The sequence below is a fragment of the Sneathiella sp. D3-11 genome (genome assembly GCF_055809395.1).
Window position 1 is genome coordinate 2362966 of sequence record NZ_CM147911.1, and the last position, 17080, is coordinate 2380045.

15 protein-coding genes and 1 pseudogene are annotated in these 17080 nt (G+C 51.8%); 6 read left to right on the forward strand and 10 right to left on the reverse strand.

Going from position 1 to position 17080, the window contains the following annotated elements; genetic code table 11:
- Positions 1-103: 103 nt before the first annotated feature.
- The 6 genes and pseudogenes from AC0L73_RS12070 to AC0L73_RS12095 all read right to left on the reverse strand — a co-directional run.
- A complete protein-coding gene (locus AC0L73_RS12070; RefSeq protein WP_473653841.1) occupies positions 104-1300 on the reverse strand; it encodes a CaiB/BaiF CoA transferase family protein in 1197 nt (398 codons plus the stop codon).
- Positions 1301-1335: 35 nt separating this feature from the next.
- Complete coding sequence (locus tag AC0L73_RS12075; protein WP_473653842.1) at positions 1336-2091, reverse strand: CoA-transferase; 756 nt, start codon at positions 2089-2091, stop codon at positions 1336-1338.
- Entirely contained in the window at positions 2088-2918 is an 831-nt protein-coding gene (locus AC0L73_RS12080; RefSeq protein WP_473653843.1) for a CoA transferase subunit A, read from the reverse strand. The genes AC0L73_RS12075 and AC0L73_RS12080 overlap by 4 nt, the downstream gene beginning before the upstream one ends.
- Positions 2919-2945: 27 nt before the next feature.
- On the reverse strand, positions 2946-4181 hold the full coding sequence (locus AC0L73_RS12085) for an MFS transporter (protein ID WP_227947968.1): 1236 nt from the start codon (positions 4179-4181) through the stop codon (positions 2946-2948).
- A 111-nt stretch (positions 4182-4292) separates the two neighbouring features.
- Complete coding sequence (locus AC0L73_RS12090; protein ID WP_227947967.1) at positions 4293-5072, reverse strand: TIGR02186 family protein; 780 nt, start codon at positions 5070-5072, stop codon at positions 4293-4295.
- Between the two features lie 21 nt (positions 5073-5093).
- Positions 5094-5993: pseudogene (locus AC0L73_RS12095) on the reverse strand (sulfite exporter TauE/SafE family protein); the annotation flags it as partial.
- A 262-nt stretch (positions 5994-6255) separates the two neighbouring features.
- On the opposite strand from AC0L73_RS12095, the gene AC0L73_RS12100 reads away from it, so the two are divergent.
- Positions 6256-7284 carry a glycosyltransferase gene (locus tag AC0L73_RS12100; RefSeq protein WP_473653844.1) on the forward strand — a complete coding sequence of 343 codons (1029 nt, stop codon included), beginning with the start codon at positions 6256-6258 and terminating at the stop codon, positions 7282-7284.
- A 4-nt stretch (positions 7285-7288) separates the two neighbouring features.
- On the opposite strand, the gene AC0L73_RS12105 is transcribed toward AC0L73_RS12100, so the two are convergent.
- Positions 7289-7615: an Mpo1-like protein gene (locus AC0L73_RS12105; RefSeq protein ID WP_227947964.1), complete on the reverse strand. Its 327-nt coding sequence runs from the start codon at positions 7613-7615 to the stop codon at positions 7289-7291.
- Between the two features lie 151 nt (positions 7616-7766).
- Here AC0L73_RS12105 and AC0L73_RS12110 point away from each other — a divergent pair, with 151 nt between their 5' ends.
- From AC0L73_RS12110 to AC0L73_RS12130, 5 genes are all read left to right on the forward strand, one after another.
- Positions 7767-8207, forward strand: coding sequence for a MerR family transcriptional regulator (locus tag AC0L73_RS12110; protein ID WP_227947963.1), 441 nt, complete (start codon positions 7767-7769; stop codon positions 8205-8207).
- A 126-nt stretch (positions 8208-8333) separates the two neighbouring features.
- Entirely contained in the window at positions 8334-9470 is a 1137-nt protein-coding gene (locus tag AC0L73_RS12115; RefSeq protein WP_227947962.1) for a thiolase family protein, read from the forward strand.
- A gap of 2 nt (positions 9471-9472) precedes the next feature.
- On the forward strand, positions 9473-11806 hold the full coding sequence (locus tag AC0L73_RS12120; protein ID WP_473653845.1) for a 3-hydroxyacyl-CoA dehydrogenase/enoyl-CoA hydratase family protein: 2334 nt from the start codon (positions 9473-9475) through the stop codon (positions 11804-11806).
- 12 nt (positions 11807-11818) lie between these two features.
- Positions 11819-13609, forward strand: coding sequence for an acyl-CoA dehydrogenase C-terminal domain-containing protein (locus AC0L73_RS12125; RefSeq protein WP_473653846.1), 1791 nt, complete (start codon positions 11819-11821; stop codon positions 13607-13609).
- Between the two features lie 178 nt (positions 13610-13787).
- Entirely contained in the window at positions 13788-14924 is a 1137-nt protein-coding gene (locus AC0L73_RS12130) for an acyl-CoA dehydrogenase family protein (protein ID WP_227947959.1), read from the forward strand.
- 140 nt (positions 14925-15064) lie between these two features.
- Here AC0L73_RS12130 and AC0L73_RS12135 read toward each other — a convergent pair whose 3' ends face one another.
- From AC0L73_RS12135 to AC0L73_RS12145, 3 genes are read right to left on the reverse strand one after another with little or no spacing between them, the layout of a single operon-like run.
- The gene (locus AC0L73_RS12135) at positions 15065-15967 is read right to left on the reverse strand and encodes an acyl-CoA thioesterase (protein ID WP_227947957.1); all 903 of its coding nucleotides are present in this window, start codon (positions 15965-15967) and stop codon (positions 15065-15067) included.
- Positions 15964-16398 carry an acyl-CoA thioesterase gene (locus AC0L73_RS12140; protein ID WP_227947956.1) on the reverse strand — a complete coding sequence of 145 codons (435 nt, stop codon included), beginning with the start codon at positions 16396-16398 and terminating at the stop codon, positions 15964-15966. Before AC0L73_RS12140 ends, AC0L73_RS12135 begins: the two co-directional genes overlap by 4 nt.
- Before the next feature lie 36 nt (positions 16399-16434).
- Complete coding sequence (locus tag AC0L73_RS12145; protein WP_473653847.1) at positions 16435-17064, reverse strand: TetR/AcrR family transcriptional regulator; 630 nt, start codon at positions 17062-17064, stop codon at positions 16435-16437.
- Between the last annotated feature and the right edge of the window lie 16 nt (positions 17065-17080).

Consider the following 17080-nt stretch of genomic DNA (forward strand, 5'->3'; position numbering starts at 1 on the left):
CCTTCGTTTATGTGGTGCGCCCACCGTGGTTATCTCACTTTATACTATCAGACGGGGACGAACCGACTTCAACCCCCGAATTGAAAATTTAGGATTCAGACAGTCATTTGGGCTGTTCCCATAAAACACCGTCACTTACAAAATTCTCGATTTCATCATCGCCGAAGCCATGTTCCTTAAGGATGTCACGGCCCTGCGCGCCAAAGGCAGGCGGGATCGACTTTGCGGATCCCGGAGTCCGGCTCAGTTTAACGGCAACCCCTGTGCCTTTATAGCCATCCATTTCGACGACCATATTACGATGGCGGGTGTGTGGATGGTTGATCGCCTCAGGAACAGACATGGCGGCACCAGCGGGAACGCCCGCCGCCAGTAGCTGTGTCGCCACTTCCACTCCGTCTTTGTCAGCAAAAAGCCTGTTCAGAGCCTCATTCAAGGCATTGCGATTTTTCACACGAAGTGAGTTGTCTGCAAATCGTGGGTCGTTCGCGAGTTCCGGCTCACCCAGAGATGCGCAGAGTTTTGTGAACTGGCCGTGATTGCCGACACCAAGGAAGACAGGTGTCGTCCGTGTTGGATAAAGATCATACGGAGCAATATTTGGATGCGAATTCCCTGTCAGTTTAGGCGCATTACCAGACATCAGATAGTTTGCGGCATGCGGATGCTGCAGCTGTATCCCGGTGTCGAACAGGGATGCCTCCACCGATTGTCCCTTGCCGGAGACATGCCGTTCGTTCACCGCCATCAGAATCCCGATAACCGCATTCATGCCGGTTCCAAGATCAACCAGCGGGATTCCAAGGCGAACCTGACCGGAATCGGGAGATCCATTAATGCTGATGAGGCCTGCCCAGGCCTGAATAACAGCGTCATATCCGGGATATCCACCGAACGGGCCATCTGCGCCAAAGCCGGTAACACGGCAATGGATGAGCCGAGGGAACTTTTCGGAAAGAACTTCGTCATAGCCAAGGCCCCATTTTTCAAGGCTGCCTGTCTTGAAGTTCTCAACGATGACATCCGCGTCTTCCAACAGCTTGAGAAGGATCTTCTTGCCTTCATCCTGACGGATGTCGAGGGCGATGGATCGCTTGTTACGGTTGGTTCCAGAGAAATAGGCCGCAATTCCGGCATCATTATAGGGCGGGCCCCAGCCGCGTGTCTCATCGCCCTGCGGGGGTTCAATCTTGATGACTTCGGCACCGTGATCCCCCAGCATCTGGGTACAGAATGGCCCCCCGAGAACACGGGAAAGATCAATCACTTTCAAGCCCGAAAGGGCGCCTTTACTAGACATGTTGGTCCTACTTCTAATTTTATTTTCGTGAAGGGTTAAATATCCTGTGCGGCGTGTGAAGTCACCGGAAATATCGTGTCCGCGAAATTCGGGTAGACTTCCGCTACTTTCTCCCGTACATCCCGGTTGAGTAATTCGAGCAGTGCCGGGTCCGGCGGGGAGGTCAGAGGCGTATCTTCCGTATAATCAAAGGAGAATCCTGTATTATCAAGGATATCCTCCAGCGAACTGGTCGGATGAATGGATTCCAGGCGAAAGCGTTTCTTGTCCTTGTCAAAATGAAAGAATGCCTTGCTGGTCAGCAAACCGAAAGGGCCGCCTTTGCGATAGGTCTTTTCATCGGAAATGCCAGGCGCGCTGATGAAATCTACTTTCTCCACCAGAGTTCGCCGGGAATGTTCCTCTCTGAACAGGATCACTTTCGGTATTAGAAAATAAAGATAAGCGGAGCCGAACGTGCCCGGCCATCTCGGGCTGCAATTCGGATAGTTACCGCGCCCCATGAGATTGATATTCGCCTGCCCGTCGATCTGCCCACCGCCAAGGAAAAAGGCATCAATCCGTCCTTGTGCTGCGCAATCAAACAGCTCCCCGCCGCCGCCGGTGAAGAAATTATTGGCGACGGACCCAAGGATATTGACGAACCTTGGCTTGCCCCAAGCTGCCTTGGCAAGCAGGGCTGCTGCGCCAGGGATCGGAGAGGCGGCACCCACAGAGACGTGATTGCAATCGCGCAGGAGATTGGCAATAAGGCAGATAAGTGCCTTCTTTTCCTCTGCTGTATTCGTCATGCCGGGACCGTCTCCTGTAGAATAAATTCATTGAGATAATCCTGAAAGCCTTCGTCACTCTTGGCCATATCCATATAGCGGCGCATATGGGCGTCATCGACTTCTGCTCCATTCCAGAAAGGAAGTGGCCAGCTGCCGTTCGGGGCGACGCTAACTTTGCCAACATAGAGAGCGGGGAGCACTCCGGCTGCCTTTTCCTCCGTCTCGAACAAGCTGGTTTCTGAAATAGCATCGACAGTGACGAATGCGGCCTTTGACGCATGGGCCATATTTACCAACTCCCGCTTGCGTCCGATCCAGACATTGCCATCCCGATCCGCGAGGGGCGCATGAAAGAGGGCAATATCCGGTTGTATCGCGGGAATGGCAACAATCGGATCCTCTTCGTTTGCGAATGGATTTTGTATTACTTTCCAGCCCGGATGATTTTTCAGGACATCACTTCCCAAGATACCGCGGAGGGGCATAAAAGGTATGCCCTTCTGTGACGCTTGCAGCCCCGCATGAATGGCCGGGCATGTGGCGTCAATGAGGTCAATACTGCCTTCACGCACCGCCTTTGTAAAGCGGGGTGCAGGGCCATATTCACCGAGCGTAAGCGCGGAACTTTCGAACATCTTAACACAACCGGCACCGATCAGCAGTTCGGCTTGTAGCCCGCTGGTTGGAACGCCGACAAGGTGAAGGTTTTTCACGCGACGCCGGATAAGGGCGCGGGTCGCCTCCATGGAAACGCCGGCATAATCCGCCGGAATTGCAACCTTTGCGCCATCTGGAATGGCCATTGCAAAATCTTCGATGGAAACGTCTTCAAAGCCCATGGGCATTTTTTGCTCCTTCTGGTCCGTCCAAACTTACCATGATTGATTTCTAATTTCTTTTATCAGGATAAACGGGGCAGCGCCGATGACAAGGCAAATAATTGAATAGGTGAATACCGCATCATAGCTTCCTGTCAGGTCAAAAATAAGGCCTGAGAAATAGGATCCGCTGGCCATGCCAAATCCGCCCCCGACGGCAATCCCGCCATAAATGGTTCCAAAATTGCGTCCATGAAAGAGAAGTGACGAGATGGAACCAATCATCGGCCCACGCGATCCCATTGAAAGGCCAAAGCAGATAATGAAACCGTAAAGCGGTAACAGGTGATCCGATCGATCTAGCAACCATATAAAAATCACCGCCGCGATTGTTATGACATAGCTGATCATGGCCGTTTTGAAGAGCCCAATTTTTAAGGCGATATATCCCGCGCCGAGCATGCCGACAGGAATAAGCAACCCTGACAAGCCATAATTCACCGACGCCTCAATTGGGGTAAACCCAGCTTCTATAAGGTACGTAACTGCCTGAATAACCACCGAGAACATGCCATTCCCGGTGAAAAAGAAGACGGATGCCAAGCCCCAGAATGGTAGTGTGCGGACCGCCTTGGACATAGTCCATTCTATTTCCGGTTTCTTGACATCGGTAGCCTGCGGACGGGTAAGTTCTGTACTGCCCGCGGCAATGCGACGCCATGGAAGAAATACAACGACAAGAAGGCTAAGAACACAGAAGCCGAGTAGGAGTTCCGCCTGTCGCCAGCCATAATTCTCGATGAAAATCTGCGAAAGGGATAGCCCGATGAGAGTGCCGGCACCCATTGAAGAATAGATGATGGCGAGAGCGAGCGGGATTTGTGTCCTGAACCATCGGCTGGCCATGGCGGCGTTGGGCACATTGCCGCAGCAGGAAGCGGAAAAACCGACGAGCAGGCTGATCGTCAAATAGAACTGCCAGATGTTTGTTGCAAAGCTGGCAAGCATCAGTCCGACGCCAGCAGACAAAATACCAATTCCATAAACGCTGCGCGGGCCAAGCCGGTCAAACAGGATACCGACAAGAGGTCCAGTAAGTCCTGTGATAACTGCACCAAATGAGTAGATGGAGGCCACTGTGCCGCGCGGCCATTGGAATTCGTTACTAAGCGGTGAAACAAGGTTGGGAAAATTTTCGAATGCGAAACGACCGGCTAGCCCCATCAAAAAGCACAGCACGAGAACGCCAATAGCAATTGGAACAAATTCAGTCTTGTTGGGTTGGCTCAAATGCCCCGCTCCATTCTTTTTGTTTTTCCGGGATATCAGGGTGGTTACTATTAGTGCAGTTTATTTTAATCGAACTGCGGCCAAAATAAAATGACCTTTATTTAAAAGACTTTAATCCTTGCGGAAGATGGCAGAGGCGATCCAGCCCGCGAGCAACGCTAAGAGGATTGCTGCGATACCGTAAAGCGCTGGGTAATCATAGGCGAAATCATAGATTTGCCGCCCGAGCCCTGATTTTTTGATGAACAACGGAGACGACTGGGCACCCAATAGCTCTCCGTCTTTGAAGAGATAAAATTCGGCAATATAGTCTCCGACCGGCACATTCGTCGGGATAGCAATCGTTGTCCGGAAAAGGGTATCACCAAGAAAATAGACCGCTGTTTCCTGGTCTGAATAGAGATTTGCCAGAGATTTCTGTCGGACAATGGCTTCCTCGAATGGGAGCTTTTCTTGCTCAGATTCGGCCGCGCGAAAGTTCAGACGTGAAGGCCCGATACGGAGACGCTTAAGGACATCCGGTGGCGCGATTTCTTGCACTGGCCGATTGCTCGCTAAGGCGTAGAAACTTGGTACGCGGGCAAATTCTATTGCTTTAGTATTGACCCAAATACCGGCAACTCGCTCTTTTCGCCGGACAATGACGTCGTTTTCCGGGCCACGGACGACAACCAGTACATCACCGCGGTTCGGTCCTTCTTCATCGTCGTCGATATTAATTGCGCCAAAGAGAAGCAATTCTGTACCTGTGAAATCGGACGTCACCGAGACTAAATGTGAAGAAATATCAGTGACTAATGATGACTGAGCATGGCTTTGAGGTGCCCATGTCAAAGCAAGCGCGTAAAAGATGGCAAAGGTTTTTATTTGCAGTCTCGTGGAAAAGAACATTCGATCAATGCCCCCCGCGCCAATCGAATATAGATCATCCGGCGTGATCACGAGGTCGAAGGCCAGTTTCAGGCAGACAATGATGACCAGCAGGGCAAGGAGGCTGCGAAGCTGTTCTCCGCGCAATTTGGTGCCGAAGCGAGTGCCAATCTGGGCCCCAACAACCGAACTGCTCATCAGGAGAAGGGCCAGCATGACATCTACCGTCTGCGTATTGATGGCATGTAACAACGTAACGTTTGCCGTCACAAATATAATCTGAAAGAGGGAGGTGCCAATCACAACGCTGGTCGGCATGCCAAGAAGATAGATCATCGCCGGAACCATAACGAATCCACCACCTACACCCATGATAGCCGAAAGGATACCCACCAGGGCACCAATGCCAAGCGGCATCAGAGCGCTGATATAGAGCTTTGATTTTCGAAACCGCATTTTGAAAGGGAGGCCGTGGATCCAATAATGCTGATGAAGTTTCTTGCGCTTTACTGTGCCTCGCCGTGTGTTGATCAACGCGTTTACGCTTTCAAACAACATCAAGAAGCCAATTGTTCCGAGAAAAATAACGTAAGACAGAGAAATCATCAGGTCGAGCTGGCCGACCGAATTAAGGATTGTGAATATCCATGCACCGGCGACAGACCCAACGATACCGCCAATCAGGAGAACAAAGCCCATTTTGAAGTCAACATTTCCACGTCGCCAATGGGCGAGAACGCCGGACACACTCGCGGCCGTAATCTGGTTGGAAACTGTGGCAACGGACACTGCCGGTGGGATGCCGACAAATATCAGCAGTGGTGTCATTAGAAAGCCGCCGCCAACACCAAACATTCCTGAGAGTAGCCCGATTGCGCCGCCCATGCCCAAGATCAGAAACAGATTGACTGAAATTTCGGCAATGGGCAGATAAACAGTCATTCGACAGCTTTGGCCTTCTTTTTTTGAGTGGCTTCGGCGGGGAGTGACGCCGATTCTGTTGGCTATACATTAAATGGCCTTGGAAGGGAAGGGGACCTAGGGAAAACTTCTAATTCAGAGCCAATTTTTACCTTCAATTTGCTGTTATCGTCATGCTTGCTGATTGTCGACGAGACAAACTTTGAGAATTTTCTTGTGAAGTGCGCGACCACCAAGGTATCTAGGCGACTATTGTCTGCGACGAAGATGTTCAGGAGTTAGCATGCGTGTCCTTTATGTTGGAAATTTCAACGAGAAATCCAACGGTGCCCGCTTTTATGATTCAAACAGGAAGCTGGCAAACGGATTCATTCGGAATGGCCATCAAATATACCAGTTCAGCGACCGCGATATCGCGCGTGCATCAACCTGGTTCGGTTCTCGTAAGTTCGGGATTGTTCCGGCAAATTTCCGCCTCTTGGAAACCGCAAAGAATTTCTGGCCGGACCTGCTTGTCATCGGCCATGCGGACCCCATTTTTGCGACTACGCTGAAACAGATACGTAAGGCCGTCCCGCATATCAAAATTGCGACCTATAATTTTGATGCACTCTGGCATCCCGATAATGTCAACAGAATTACGGCGCATGCGGATGAATCCGATGCGATTTTTATCACGACTGCGGGCGATCAACTCAATCAGTTCGCCCGTAAGAATAACGTCGTTTCCTATTTTCCGAACCTCGTTGATAAGTCGATAGATACGGTTCGAGCGTTTGAGAATGACGACCCTCAATTCCGACTGTTTTATGGCATGGGTAACGCGCTGCCGGAGAGTGAGCGGTTTAATATTGCCAGCCGAATTCTTGACAGGTTCGGCGATGAGGTAATTGAAATTCTTGGTATGCGCGGCAAGATCCCACTTGCGAGCATTGTCTATCAGCGGCACCTTGGGAATGCCCGAATGGGCTTGAACCTCAGTCAGGGAGAGGGGGATCCGCTGTATAGCTCGGACCGGATGGCACAATATATCGGCAACGGTCTGATGACCTTTATCCATCGCCGGACAGGCTATGACCGGATTTTCAAAGAGGATGAATTGGCCTTTTACGATGATTTCGATCAACTACTTGAAAGAATTGCCTATTTCAATGAGCATGATGACGAAGCGCGGACTATTGCCAAAAATGGCTGGAAACGTATTCACGAGATATTCAACGAGCAGCTAGTTGCCAAATACATTACCGAGGTAACTTTCCGTTTGGAACTGAGCGAGGATTATCAGTGGCCGATAGAGCTGCATCGAATATAATTTGTCAAACTCCAGCTTTTTTGAGTTCTTCGGGCAATTTTCCGGCCAGCCAATAAAAAAACATACGAAAATCGCTGAAGAGTGACCAGAACGGGTAGGTAAAAGTCGCTGGCCGGTTCTTTTGAACGAAGAAATGCGCGATCCATGCAGGTCCATACCCGGCGACGAGTGCAAAGAGGATCAGCCAGGGCATCATAAAAATAATCGCGGCGATCAGGCATAGCAAAGCGAGCGTGGAACCGAGATAATGCAATCGGCGGCAATTCACGTTGGAATGTTCCCGCAGATAGTAGGGCCAGAAATCCGTGTATTCAGTAATTTTCGCCGCCATTTCTTGCATCTCCCTTTATATTTGTTTTACATTATACCAAATAATACCCTGCCCAATCCAATAACTCCAAGCTGTCCGCCCAAGGTTGACGTTTACGTAAACGTAAAGTATAATCGTTTCCGTAAAACAGGATTGGGACTCTATACGTATAATGAATGCCAGAGCAGAAATTGACAAAGAAGGTCGTGTCAGCTTCTCCATCACGGAGCTTGCTGAGGAATTCGGTGTAACCTCCCGCACAATTCGTTTTTACGAGGACAAGGGGCTTGTGAATCCCGCGCGGGAAGGCACAACACGTATTTATTCCCGTAAAGACCGCGGGCGGCTAAAGATTATCCTGCGGGGTCGTCGCCTCGGCTTTAGTCTGCAAGATATCAAGAAGATGCTGGATATGTACTCGCCGGAGAGCGGTAGTACAGGGCAACTCACCTTCACCCTGAATAAATGCGAAGAGCAGCTCGAAAAGCTAATCACGCAAAGGGCTGATATAAATGAGGCCATCTCAGAACTGGAAGACGGTATCTCCCAGTTGAAGGAACATTTAGCGTCCGGCGACTTAGCGGCGGACGGCTGCAGAAAAACCATTGCCTGAAACCCTGTTTAAAGGGTCAGCTAAAGTAGATTTCGTCAAAATCGAGCCCTATATTCTGGGGTAAAACTATAGAAAACGACCGGGAGTAGCCGGTTCATTTATACGATCTGAAAGGAAGTCGAGACAATGAGAAATGTCGTAATCGCGGGATATGCACGCTCTCCCTTCACCCTCGCAAATAAGGGGGAGATGATCAAGATCCGACCTGATGAGATGACGGGACAGGTGGTCAAGGGGCTGATTGCTACGACTGGTGTCAATGTCGAGGATATTGAGGATGTGATTATCGGCTGTGCCTTTCCGGAAGCAGAGCAGGGCCTGAATGTAGCGCGCATCATCAGCTTTCTGGCGGGCATTCCGAAATCGACGGCGGCAACGACGGTTAACCGTTTCTGCGGTTCTTCCATGCAGGCGATCCATATGGCCGCTGGTGCGATCCAGATGGGCGCAGGCGAAGTTTTTGTTTGCGGCGGTATTGAAAGCATGACCCGCGTGCCGATGGGCGGTTTCAATCCCGCTCCGCATCCCGGGCTCTATAAATCTTATCCCGAGGCTTATGTTTCCATGGGGATAACGGCAGAAAACCTCGCAAAAAAATATGGCATCTCTCGCCAAGAGCAGGAAGAGGTGGCCGTTGAAAGTCACGCTCGTGCGACAGCTGCCCGTGAAGCAGGCAAGTTCAGTGATGAGATCGTCCCGATTGTTGACGGCAACATCCGTGTGGAGCAGGATGGGTGTATCCGGCCTGACACTACGATGGAAACTCTTGCAGGATTGAAGCCTGCGTTCGATGAGAATGGTACTGTTACGGCGGCGACATCTTCACCGCTTACCGACGGTGCCTCGGCAACGCTGGTCTGTTCTGAGGAATATGCCGATGCGAACGGGCTGAAAAAACTTGCACGGATCAAGTCGATTGCCGTTGCGGGCTGCGCGCCAGAATTGATGGGTATCGGTCCGGTTCCGGCCACCAAGAAGGCGCTGGAGCGTGCGGGCGTCACTCTCGCAGATATTGATATCATTGAACTGAATGAGGCGTTTGCGGCGCAAGCCTTGGCGGTCTTGAAAGAATCGGGCATGGACTTCGCCAAAACCAATCTCGATGGTGGCGCCATCGCGCTCGGTCATCCGATGGGTGCGACGGGCGCGCGCATCACTGGCAAGGTCGCGAGCCTTCTGCAACGCGAAGGCAAGGCGCTTGGTCTAGCAACTCAGTGCATCGGCGGCGGACAGGGCATCGCCACGGTTCTGGAGGCCTGCTAATCATGGCTATTGAAAAAGTCGCTGTAATAGGCGCCGGCGTTATGGGCGCAGCGATTGCCGCCCATGTCGCCAATGCGGGCGTTCCGGTTGTGCTGCTGGATATCGTTCCGAAGGACGCGAAAAACAAGAATATGCTGGCCGAGGGCGCGGTTGCGACCATGCTGAAAACCAAGCCGGCGCCGTTCATGCACAAAAAGAATGCCCGGCTGGTTACGACAGGAAACTTGGAAGATAACCTCGACCTTGTTGCTGATTGCGATTGGATCTGCGAGGCGATTATCGAGAATACCGGCCTCAAGCAGGACCTCTACAAACGCCTCGATGGCGTTCGAAAAGATGGCTCAATCGTAACTTCCAACACCTCTACCATTCCACTTAAAACCTTGATGGAGGGGTTGCCCGAAAGCCTGCAGAAAGATTTCGCCATTACTCATTTCTTCAACCCGCCGCGATACATGCGGCTGTTTGAGCTAGTTGGTGGGGAGCATACGCGAAAAGAAGCGCTGAAAGATTTGCGCAACTTCGCGGATATCTCGCTTGGAAAGGAAGTCGTTGATTGCTATGACACCCCGGGCTTTGTCGGCAATCGCATTGGTATTTACTGGTCGTCCGTCGCTACAAGTTCAGCTTATGACCTTGGCCTTACGGTTGAAGAGGCGGACGCAGTTTGCGGTAAACCGATGGGCATTCCCTCCACCGGGATCTTCGGCCTTGGTGACCTGACGGGGATCGACCTGGGTCCGAAAGTCATCGCCTCTATGCTATCGGAACTCCCCGCAAGTGACGCTTTTTCGAAGGAATATGATCCCAACCATCCTCTGGTCGCGATGACTGCCAAGATGATTGAAGACGGTTATACTGGTCGTAAGGGCAAGGGTGGCTTCTACCGCATGAATAAAGAAGGCGGAAAAAAAGTAAAGGAAGCCCGCAACCTCAAGACCGGTGAATATGCGAAGGCGCAAAAGCCACAACTTGGTTCCGTGAAGGCGGCGAAGAAGGGCCTGCGGGCTCTCGTTGAGTTTGAGGATAAGGGTGCAGAGTACGCATGGGCGATTCTCTCAAAGACGATTTCATACGCGGCGTCGCTGGTCGGTGAGATTGCAGATGACATTATCGCTATCGATACGGCGATGAAAACTGGCTATGCTTGGAAATACGGCCCGTTCGAACAGCTCGATCAGCTTGGCAACCAGTATTTTGTCGACCGGCTGGAAGCGGAAGGGTTGCCGGTGCCGGAATTTCTCAAAAAAGTCGGTGATCGTCCGCTTTACAAGGAAGAAGGCAAGGACGCTTACTTCATGACGGTTGACGGCGATTATGCTGTCGTGCCCGTTGCGGAAGGCGCGTGGATGCTCGCCGATATCAAGCGAGGCGGTGAGCCTGTGGTTTCCAACAAGGGCGCCAGCATCTGGGATCTTGGCGATGGCGTTGCTTGCCTTGAAATCCACACTAAGATGAACTCCATCGATCAGGACGTGGTCGCCATGCTGGTGGAAGCTGGCAAGATCGACAAGAAAGGCTTCAAGGCGCTTATTATAGGCAACGACGCGGATAACTTCTCAGTTGGTGCGAATGTCGGCCTTGCGCTTTTTGCTGCAAATGCGGCGATGTGGCCGGTGATCGAAAACTCGATCTCCGAAGGTCAGAACGCATTGATGAAACTGAAATATGCGCCCTTCCCGGTGGTTGCGGCGCCTGCGGGTATGGCCCTTGGTGGTGGGTGTGAGATTGTTCTCGCGGCGGCTGCTGTTCAGGCGCATGCGGAAAGCTATATGGGCCTTGTCGAGGTTGGTGTCGGTGTTATCCCCGGCTTCGGCGGATGCAAGGAACTGGTGATCCGCGCGATGCTAAACAAGAAACGCCCGGGTGGTGCAATGCCTGCGCTTTCTGGTGTATTCGAAGCCATCTCCACCGCCAAGGTCGCGACCAGCGCAGCAGAGGCCCGTGATATGATGATCTTGCGCGATGGTGACCGGGTCACCATGAACCGCAAGCGTGTGCTCGCCGATGCGAAGGCGCGTGCGCTTGAAATGGTAGATGGCTACACTAAACCCGAACCGGTGGAAGTCAACCTCCCTGGCGCGACAGCGGCTGCCGCTTTCGACATGGCGGTTTCCGGTTTTGTCGAAATGGGTAGGGCCACGGCCTACGATGGTGTCGTCAGCGAGCAGGTTGCACGAGTGCTAACCGGTGGTGACACTGACATTACAGAACCAGTGACGGAAAAGAAGCTGCTTCAGTTGGAACGCGAAGGCTTCATGACCCTCATCCATAATCATAAGACGCTCGACCGGATTGAGCATATGCTCACCACCGGCAAGCCGCTCAGGAATTAAGGGAGTATCGAGATGCCTGTTTATAACGCACCGGTAAAAGACTTCAAATTTGTCCTCAACGACCTTTTGGGTCTCGACAAGATGACCAACATGCCGGGGTTCGAAGACGCGACGCCCGATATGATCGATGCTATCCTCGAGGAGGGCGGTAAATTGATGAGCGAGGTTATCCAGCCGCTCAATCTGGTTGGTGACAAGGAAGGTTGCACTTGGAAAGATGGCGAAGTAACAACCCCGACCGGTTTCAAGGAAGCCTATGACGAATATCGCGCTGCGGGCTGGATGGGGCTTGATGCCGATCCGGAATATGGTGGGCAGGGGTTGCCTCATGTTATCGGCATTGCCTTCGCCGAGATGATGAGCGCTGCCAATATGGCGTTCGGCATGTATCCGGGCCTGACCCATGGGGCGTATGCCGCGATCCATAAGCACGGCACTGATGAGCAGAAGCAGACATGGCTTCCGAAAATGGTGAGCGGCGACTGGACCGGCACCATGAACCTGACCGAGCCGCATTGCGGGACGGACTTGGGCCTTATGCGTACCAAGGCAGTGCCTCAAGACGATGGCAGCTACAAGGTAACCGGTACGAAGATCTTTATTTCCGCCGGTGAGCATGACATGGCGGACAATATCGTCCATCTCGTGCTTGCCAAAATTCCGGGAGGACCGGATGGGATCAAAGGCGTCTCTCTTTTTATTGTACCGAAGTTCTTGTTGGACGAAAATGGAAACCCGGCGACGCGCAACGGGGTTGAATGTGGCTCAATTGAGCACAAGATGGGTATCCACGGCAACTCCACCTGCGTCATGAACTATGATGATGCGACAGGTTGGTTGCTGGGCGAGAAGCATAAAGGTATGCGGGCCATGTTCACCATGATGAATGCCGCCCGGCTGGGCGTTGGGATTCAGGGTCTCAGCCAAGCTGAAGTTGCCTATCAGAATGCGGTTATTTATGCGAAAGATCGTTTGCAGGGCCGCTCCATCTCGGGCGTCAAAGCACCGGATAAATCCGCTGATCCGATTATCGTACATCCCGACATCCGCCGGAACCTTTTGATGATCCGCGCCTTTACAGAAGGCGCGCGTGCCCTCGGTCTCTGGGCCGGGTTGCAGGTCGATATGGTGGAAAAACACCCCGATGAAGAGGGGCGCCGCGCAGCCGACGAGGCACTCGGACTCTTAACGCCGGTTATCAAGGCCTACTTCACCGACATGGGGTTCGAACTCGCCGCGACCGCAATGCAGTGTTATGGCGGTCATGGCTATATTCATGAATGGGGGATGGAGCAGTTTGTTCGCGATGCTCGCATTACCCAGATTTATGAAGGAGCGAACGGCATTCAGGCGCTGGATCTTGTGGGGCGTAAGTTGCCTCAGAATTTGGGCCGAAACCTCCGCCAGTTCTTCCATCCGGTGGACGCCTTCATCCAGGAAAATATGATGGATCCTGAACAGAAGGAATTTGTCATGCCGTTGGCCAAAGCCTTCGCGAAGTTGCAGCAAGGTACAGCGCTTATCGGCGAGAAGGGGATGAAAAACCCCGATGAAGCCGGCGCAGCTTCAACCGAGTATCTCCGGATGTTTGGCCTTGTTGCGCTTGGCTTTATGTGGGCGCAGATGGCGAAGATCGCTAAAGCGAAACTTGCGGAAGGAACAGATGATTCGGAATTCTATAACACCAAGCTGGTCACCGCGCGTTTCTTCTTTGAGCGCATGATCCCGGATGTTTCCTCCCTCCTCGTGAAGATGAGCGCCGGATCAAAAACCATGATGGAACTGGATGCGGAAGCTTTCTAGTTTCAGGAATCTGAAGGCGGGGCTTGATCCCGCCTTTATTTCGTGAGGTACAAAACGCGGCTGGCTATCTACTTTTTAGTGGTATCTGACAGGGCAGCTCGTTAAACTTCATGATCAAATTGACAAAATGTCAATTGCAGGGAAAAATCGCACTAAAATTAAAAACAAAGGTGGCGAGATGATCGAAAGAAGCATTTTCAGCGAAGAACACAATATTTTCCGGGAATCAGTTCGCCGGTTTTACGAGGAACATATCACTCCGCATCACGCCCAGTGGGAGAAAGACGGTCAGGTGAGCCGCGATGCTTGGCGGGAAGCGGGTAAGCAGGGTCTTCTGTGCATGCCAATCCCTGAGGAGTATGGTGGTGCCGGTGCAGATAAACTCTATAGCATTATCATGATGGAAGAGCAGGCGCGCGCCGGTACAACTGGCCCCGGGTTTGGCCTGCATTCCGAGATTGTTGCGCCCTATATTTTTAATTACGGCACTGAGGAGCAGAAAAAGAAGTACCTCCCAAAATTGGCGACCGGAGAGATGATTGGCGCGATTGCCATGACGGAACCTGGCGCAGGCTCCGATTTGCAGGGCGTGAAAACCCGTGCCGTAAAGGACGGTGATGATTATATTATAAACGGCTCTAAAACCTTTATTACCAATGGCTATATGTGCGATTTGGTGATCGTTGTGACTAAGACTGACCCAACCGCGGGCGCGAAGGGCACGTCTTTGTTTCTGGTCGAAGCGGATACACCCGGTTTTGAGAAGGGTCGTAATCTCGATAAGCTGGGCCTCAAGGCGCAGGACACAGCGGAGCTTTTCTTCGATGATGTCCGCGTTCCGGCCAGCAATATGCTTGGTGGGGAAGGCAAGGGCTTCTTCTGCCTGATGCAGGAACTCGCATGGGAGCGGCTTCAGATCGCCATCGGTGCCACAGCGACAATGGAGGCGGTTCTCGAAGAAACGATCGAATATACCAAGGACCGCAGCGCCTTCGGCAAGAATATTATAGAGTTCCAGAATTCCCGATTTAAACTGGCCGAACAGAAGACACAGGTTCAGATCGCACGGGTCTTCGTCGATAAATGTATTGAGGAGTTGCTGAAAGGTCAGCTGGACGTTGCGACGGCGGCCATGGCGAAATACTGGTGCTCCGATATTGAAAACAAGGTTATCGATGAGTGCCTGCAACTTCATGGCGGTTATGGCTTTATGTGGGAATTCCGTGTCGCCAGGTCCTATGCCGATGCCCGTGTGCAACGCATCTATGGCGGTACTAATGAAATCATGAAAGAGCTTATCGCCCGAAGTCTATAAGGGCGATAAGGTCTGACAATATAAGATGTTTCAGCATCGTACGCGTCGGGGAGTTTTACGTAAAACTCCCCGTTTCGTTATGTGTAGTCGCCGAAGCTTCGAATAGGTCTCGGTGCTTTTTATTTTCCTTAAGAAGTGCTTTACATCTGCTCTTTAAGCAGTTTACCCGCAGGGTAATCCGTAAATTCTTTTGGAATGGGAACGGATTTTCGCGTTGCCATATCAAAATAGCAACCAATGACAGTGGTTGTGACTGCCAATTTGCCTGTGTCCATATCAAATAGGTTATGGCCAAAACGGAATAACTTTCCCTCCGCGTCGATAAGCCCGCTTTTAAGCAAGATCGCGGTGGACTTCCTGATCGGTGCGTGGAATTCCGAATGGTAGTCTAGTGCCGCTGACCCGAGATTGCGGCTACGGATAACTTCCCGTGTGAGACCGACTTCGTTTATAATATGAGTTGCTGCATCAGAGAAATAGCCTACGATATGCCGCATCTCCATATGGTCAAACTGATCACATTCCCAAACATCCACGGAACCGCGCGCGCTGTCAAACATATGATTGAGCGGACGGTCCGGCATGAAAGTGCCGGCGAAGGGTTTTAGCTGAAAACTCTCCGTATGCGGATCTACAAGCTCCTCTGCGGCTGTCCTAACCTCATCAGGCAGGGGCAGAGATGCGTCCGTGTCATAGTCCGCATAGTCGGCGGTAAATTCATAAACCGCCGATAGCCCGTCATTGATCGCATTGAAAATATGGATAAAGCCGACAATCAGATCGCCCGATACCTCCCGCACACCGCCGAGGCCATAGAGCGGCGTGCCCACATGCACCTCTGATTTATACTGCGTACGAATGGTTTTGAATCGAAGGCCCTTGCGGGTAGAGCGGATAAGCGCAGGGGAGAGACCAAGCGTATTTTGTAGATGGGCAAAGGCGTCGGAGGCTTTCGACATATAAAACTGCACATTCATATGGCGCATCTGGTCGCATTCCCAGGCCTCGACACCGCCGCGATAGAGAGAAAGAAGCTTGTTCATGCTGCATCCTCCCCATTGGTCATTAGATCATTGACCTTTTGTCGGATCGCGTTGCTTAAGGAGATAGCCTTGCGGCTTTCAAGATCCATATAGGCTGATGTCATCCTGCTCGAAAATACAAGAGCACCGGTTGCACTGTCATAGAGACGGTGATCGAAGGTAACAGTCTTTTCCGAACTTCCAACAACCGCGCTTTCCATATGAATGATGTCGCCTGCATGGAGCTCTGCGACATAGCGGGAGTCCTGCTGCACAACAGCGAGGCCTCGCTTGCCGTTTTTCAAGTCCTCAGGGTCCAGGCCGATGACATAAAACATATTGCACATCGCCACACTGATGCGGGAACCGTAATATTGAATATTCATATGTCCCAGAAGATCGCATTCTCGCGTCAGTACCTGACCGCGATAGCTCTCCATATAACCGCTCATTAAGGGGGCTCCTGTCCATACACTTACTTGTTGTTCTTATTGTTGGGTCACTCTTAATAGCATCCGTTTACCATGGCGGTCGACCATTTCTTGACTGTTTTGTTTCAGCAATTTAAGGCAATTGCCGCTTTCGAGTATCATCAGTCCCAGCAGATAAGTGACGAAATCTGTTGTTTCCTCCTGAGCGTGGGCGGCAGAGGCCGGAGTCCGTTGATGCAAATCATTTGCCAGCAGGCCCATCAGGCTAAGCAGACGGCTGTTCAGCTCTTTCCGAGTGGAGGCAGGGATGTCGTCTGATTTCTCACCTAACCCGGCGATAGATACAAGGAAGAGCCTGCGAGTTTCCGGCCGCTCCCGAAAATAGGTCGAAAAAATTGAGAATGCCTGCGTGCCTCTGTTGCCGGATTGGTGCGGAAGGGTTGCTTTGATATGGCGCGTCACCTCGCCAAGAATGACGGCTAGTAATTCAACTTCGATTTCTTCCTTGGTGCGGAAATAGCTGTAGGCTGCCCCTAGTGAATAGCCGGCTTCCTTTGCAATGGCCCGCATATTGAGGCCGCTTGTTCCTTCTGCGTCGAAAATCCGGCGCGCTGCGGCAAGAATATGCTGCCGCTTGAACTTCGCCAGACTTTCAGCGCGCCTTCGCTTTTTTTGCACGTCATTCATAACTGTGCCTCCGAAT

Coding starts and splice junctions, on each gene's coding strand:
- AC0L73_RS12130 (WP_227947959.1), top strand. CDS start 13,788: ATGATCGAAAGAAGCATTTTCAGCGAAGAACACAATATTTTCCGGGAA.
- AC0L73_RS12120 (WP_473653845.1), top strand. CDS start 9,473: ATGGCTATTGAAAAAGTCGCTGTAATAGGCGCCGGCGTTATGGGCGCA.
- AC0L73_RS12075 (WP_473653842.1), bottom strand. CDS start 2,091: ATGACGAATACAGCAGAGGAAAAGAAGGCACTTATCTGCCTTATTGCC.
- AC0L73_RS12140 (WP_227947956.1), bottom strand. CDS start 16,398: ATGAGCGGTTATATGGAGAGCTATCGCGGTCAGGTACTGACGCGAGAA.
- AC0L73_RS12090 (WP_227947967.1), bottom strand. CDS start 5,072: ATGTTCTTTTCCACGAGACTGCAAATAAAAACCTTTGCCATCTTTTAC.
- AC0L73_RS12115 (WP_227947962.1), top strand. CDS start 8,334: ATGAGAAATGTCGTAATCGCGGGATATGCACGCTCTCCCTTCACCCTC.
- AC0L73_RS12080 (WP_473653843.1), bottom strand. CDS start 2,918: ATGCCCATGGGCTTTGAAGACGTTTCCATCGAAGATTTTGCAATGGCC.
- AC0L73_RS12125 (WP_473653846.1), top strand. CDS start 11,819: ATGCCTGTTTATAACGCACCGGTAAAAGACTTCAAATTTGTCCTCAAC.
- AC0L73_RS12105 (WP_227947964.1), bottom strand. CDS start 7,615: ATGGCGGCGAAAATTACTGAATACACGGATTTCTGGCCCTACTATCTG.
- AC0L73_RS12070 (WP_473653841.1), bottom strand. CDS start 1,300: ATGTCTAGTAAAGGCGCCCTTTCGGGCTTGAAAGTGATTGATCTTTCC.
- AC0L73_RS12100 (WP_473653844.1), top strand. CDS start 6,256: ATGCGTGTCCTTTATGTTGGAAATTTCAACGAGAAATCCAACGGTGCC.
- AC0L73_RS12135 (WP_227947957.1), bottom strand. CDS start 15,967: ATGAACAAGCTTCTTTCTCTCTATCGCGGCGGTGTCGAGGCCTGGGAA.
- AC0L73_RS12145 (WP_473653847.1), bottom strand. CDS start 17,064: ATGAATGACGTGCAAAAAAAGCGAAGGCGCGCTGAAAGTCTGGCGAAG.
- AC0L73_RS12110 (WP_227947963.1), top strand. CDS start 7,767: ATGAATGCCAGAGCAGAAATTGACAAAGAAGGTCGTGTCAGCTTCTCC.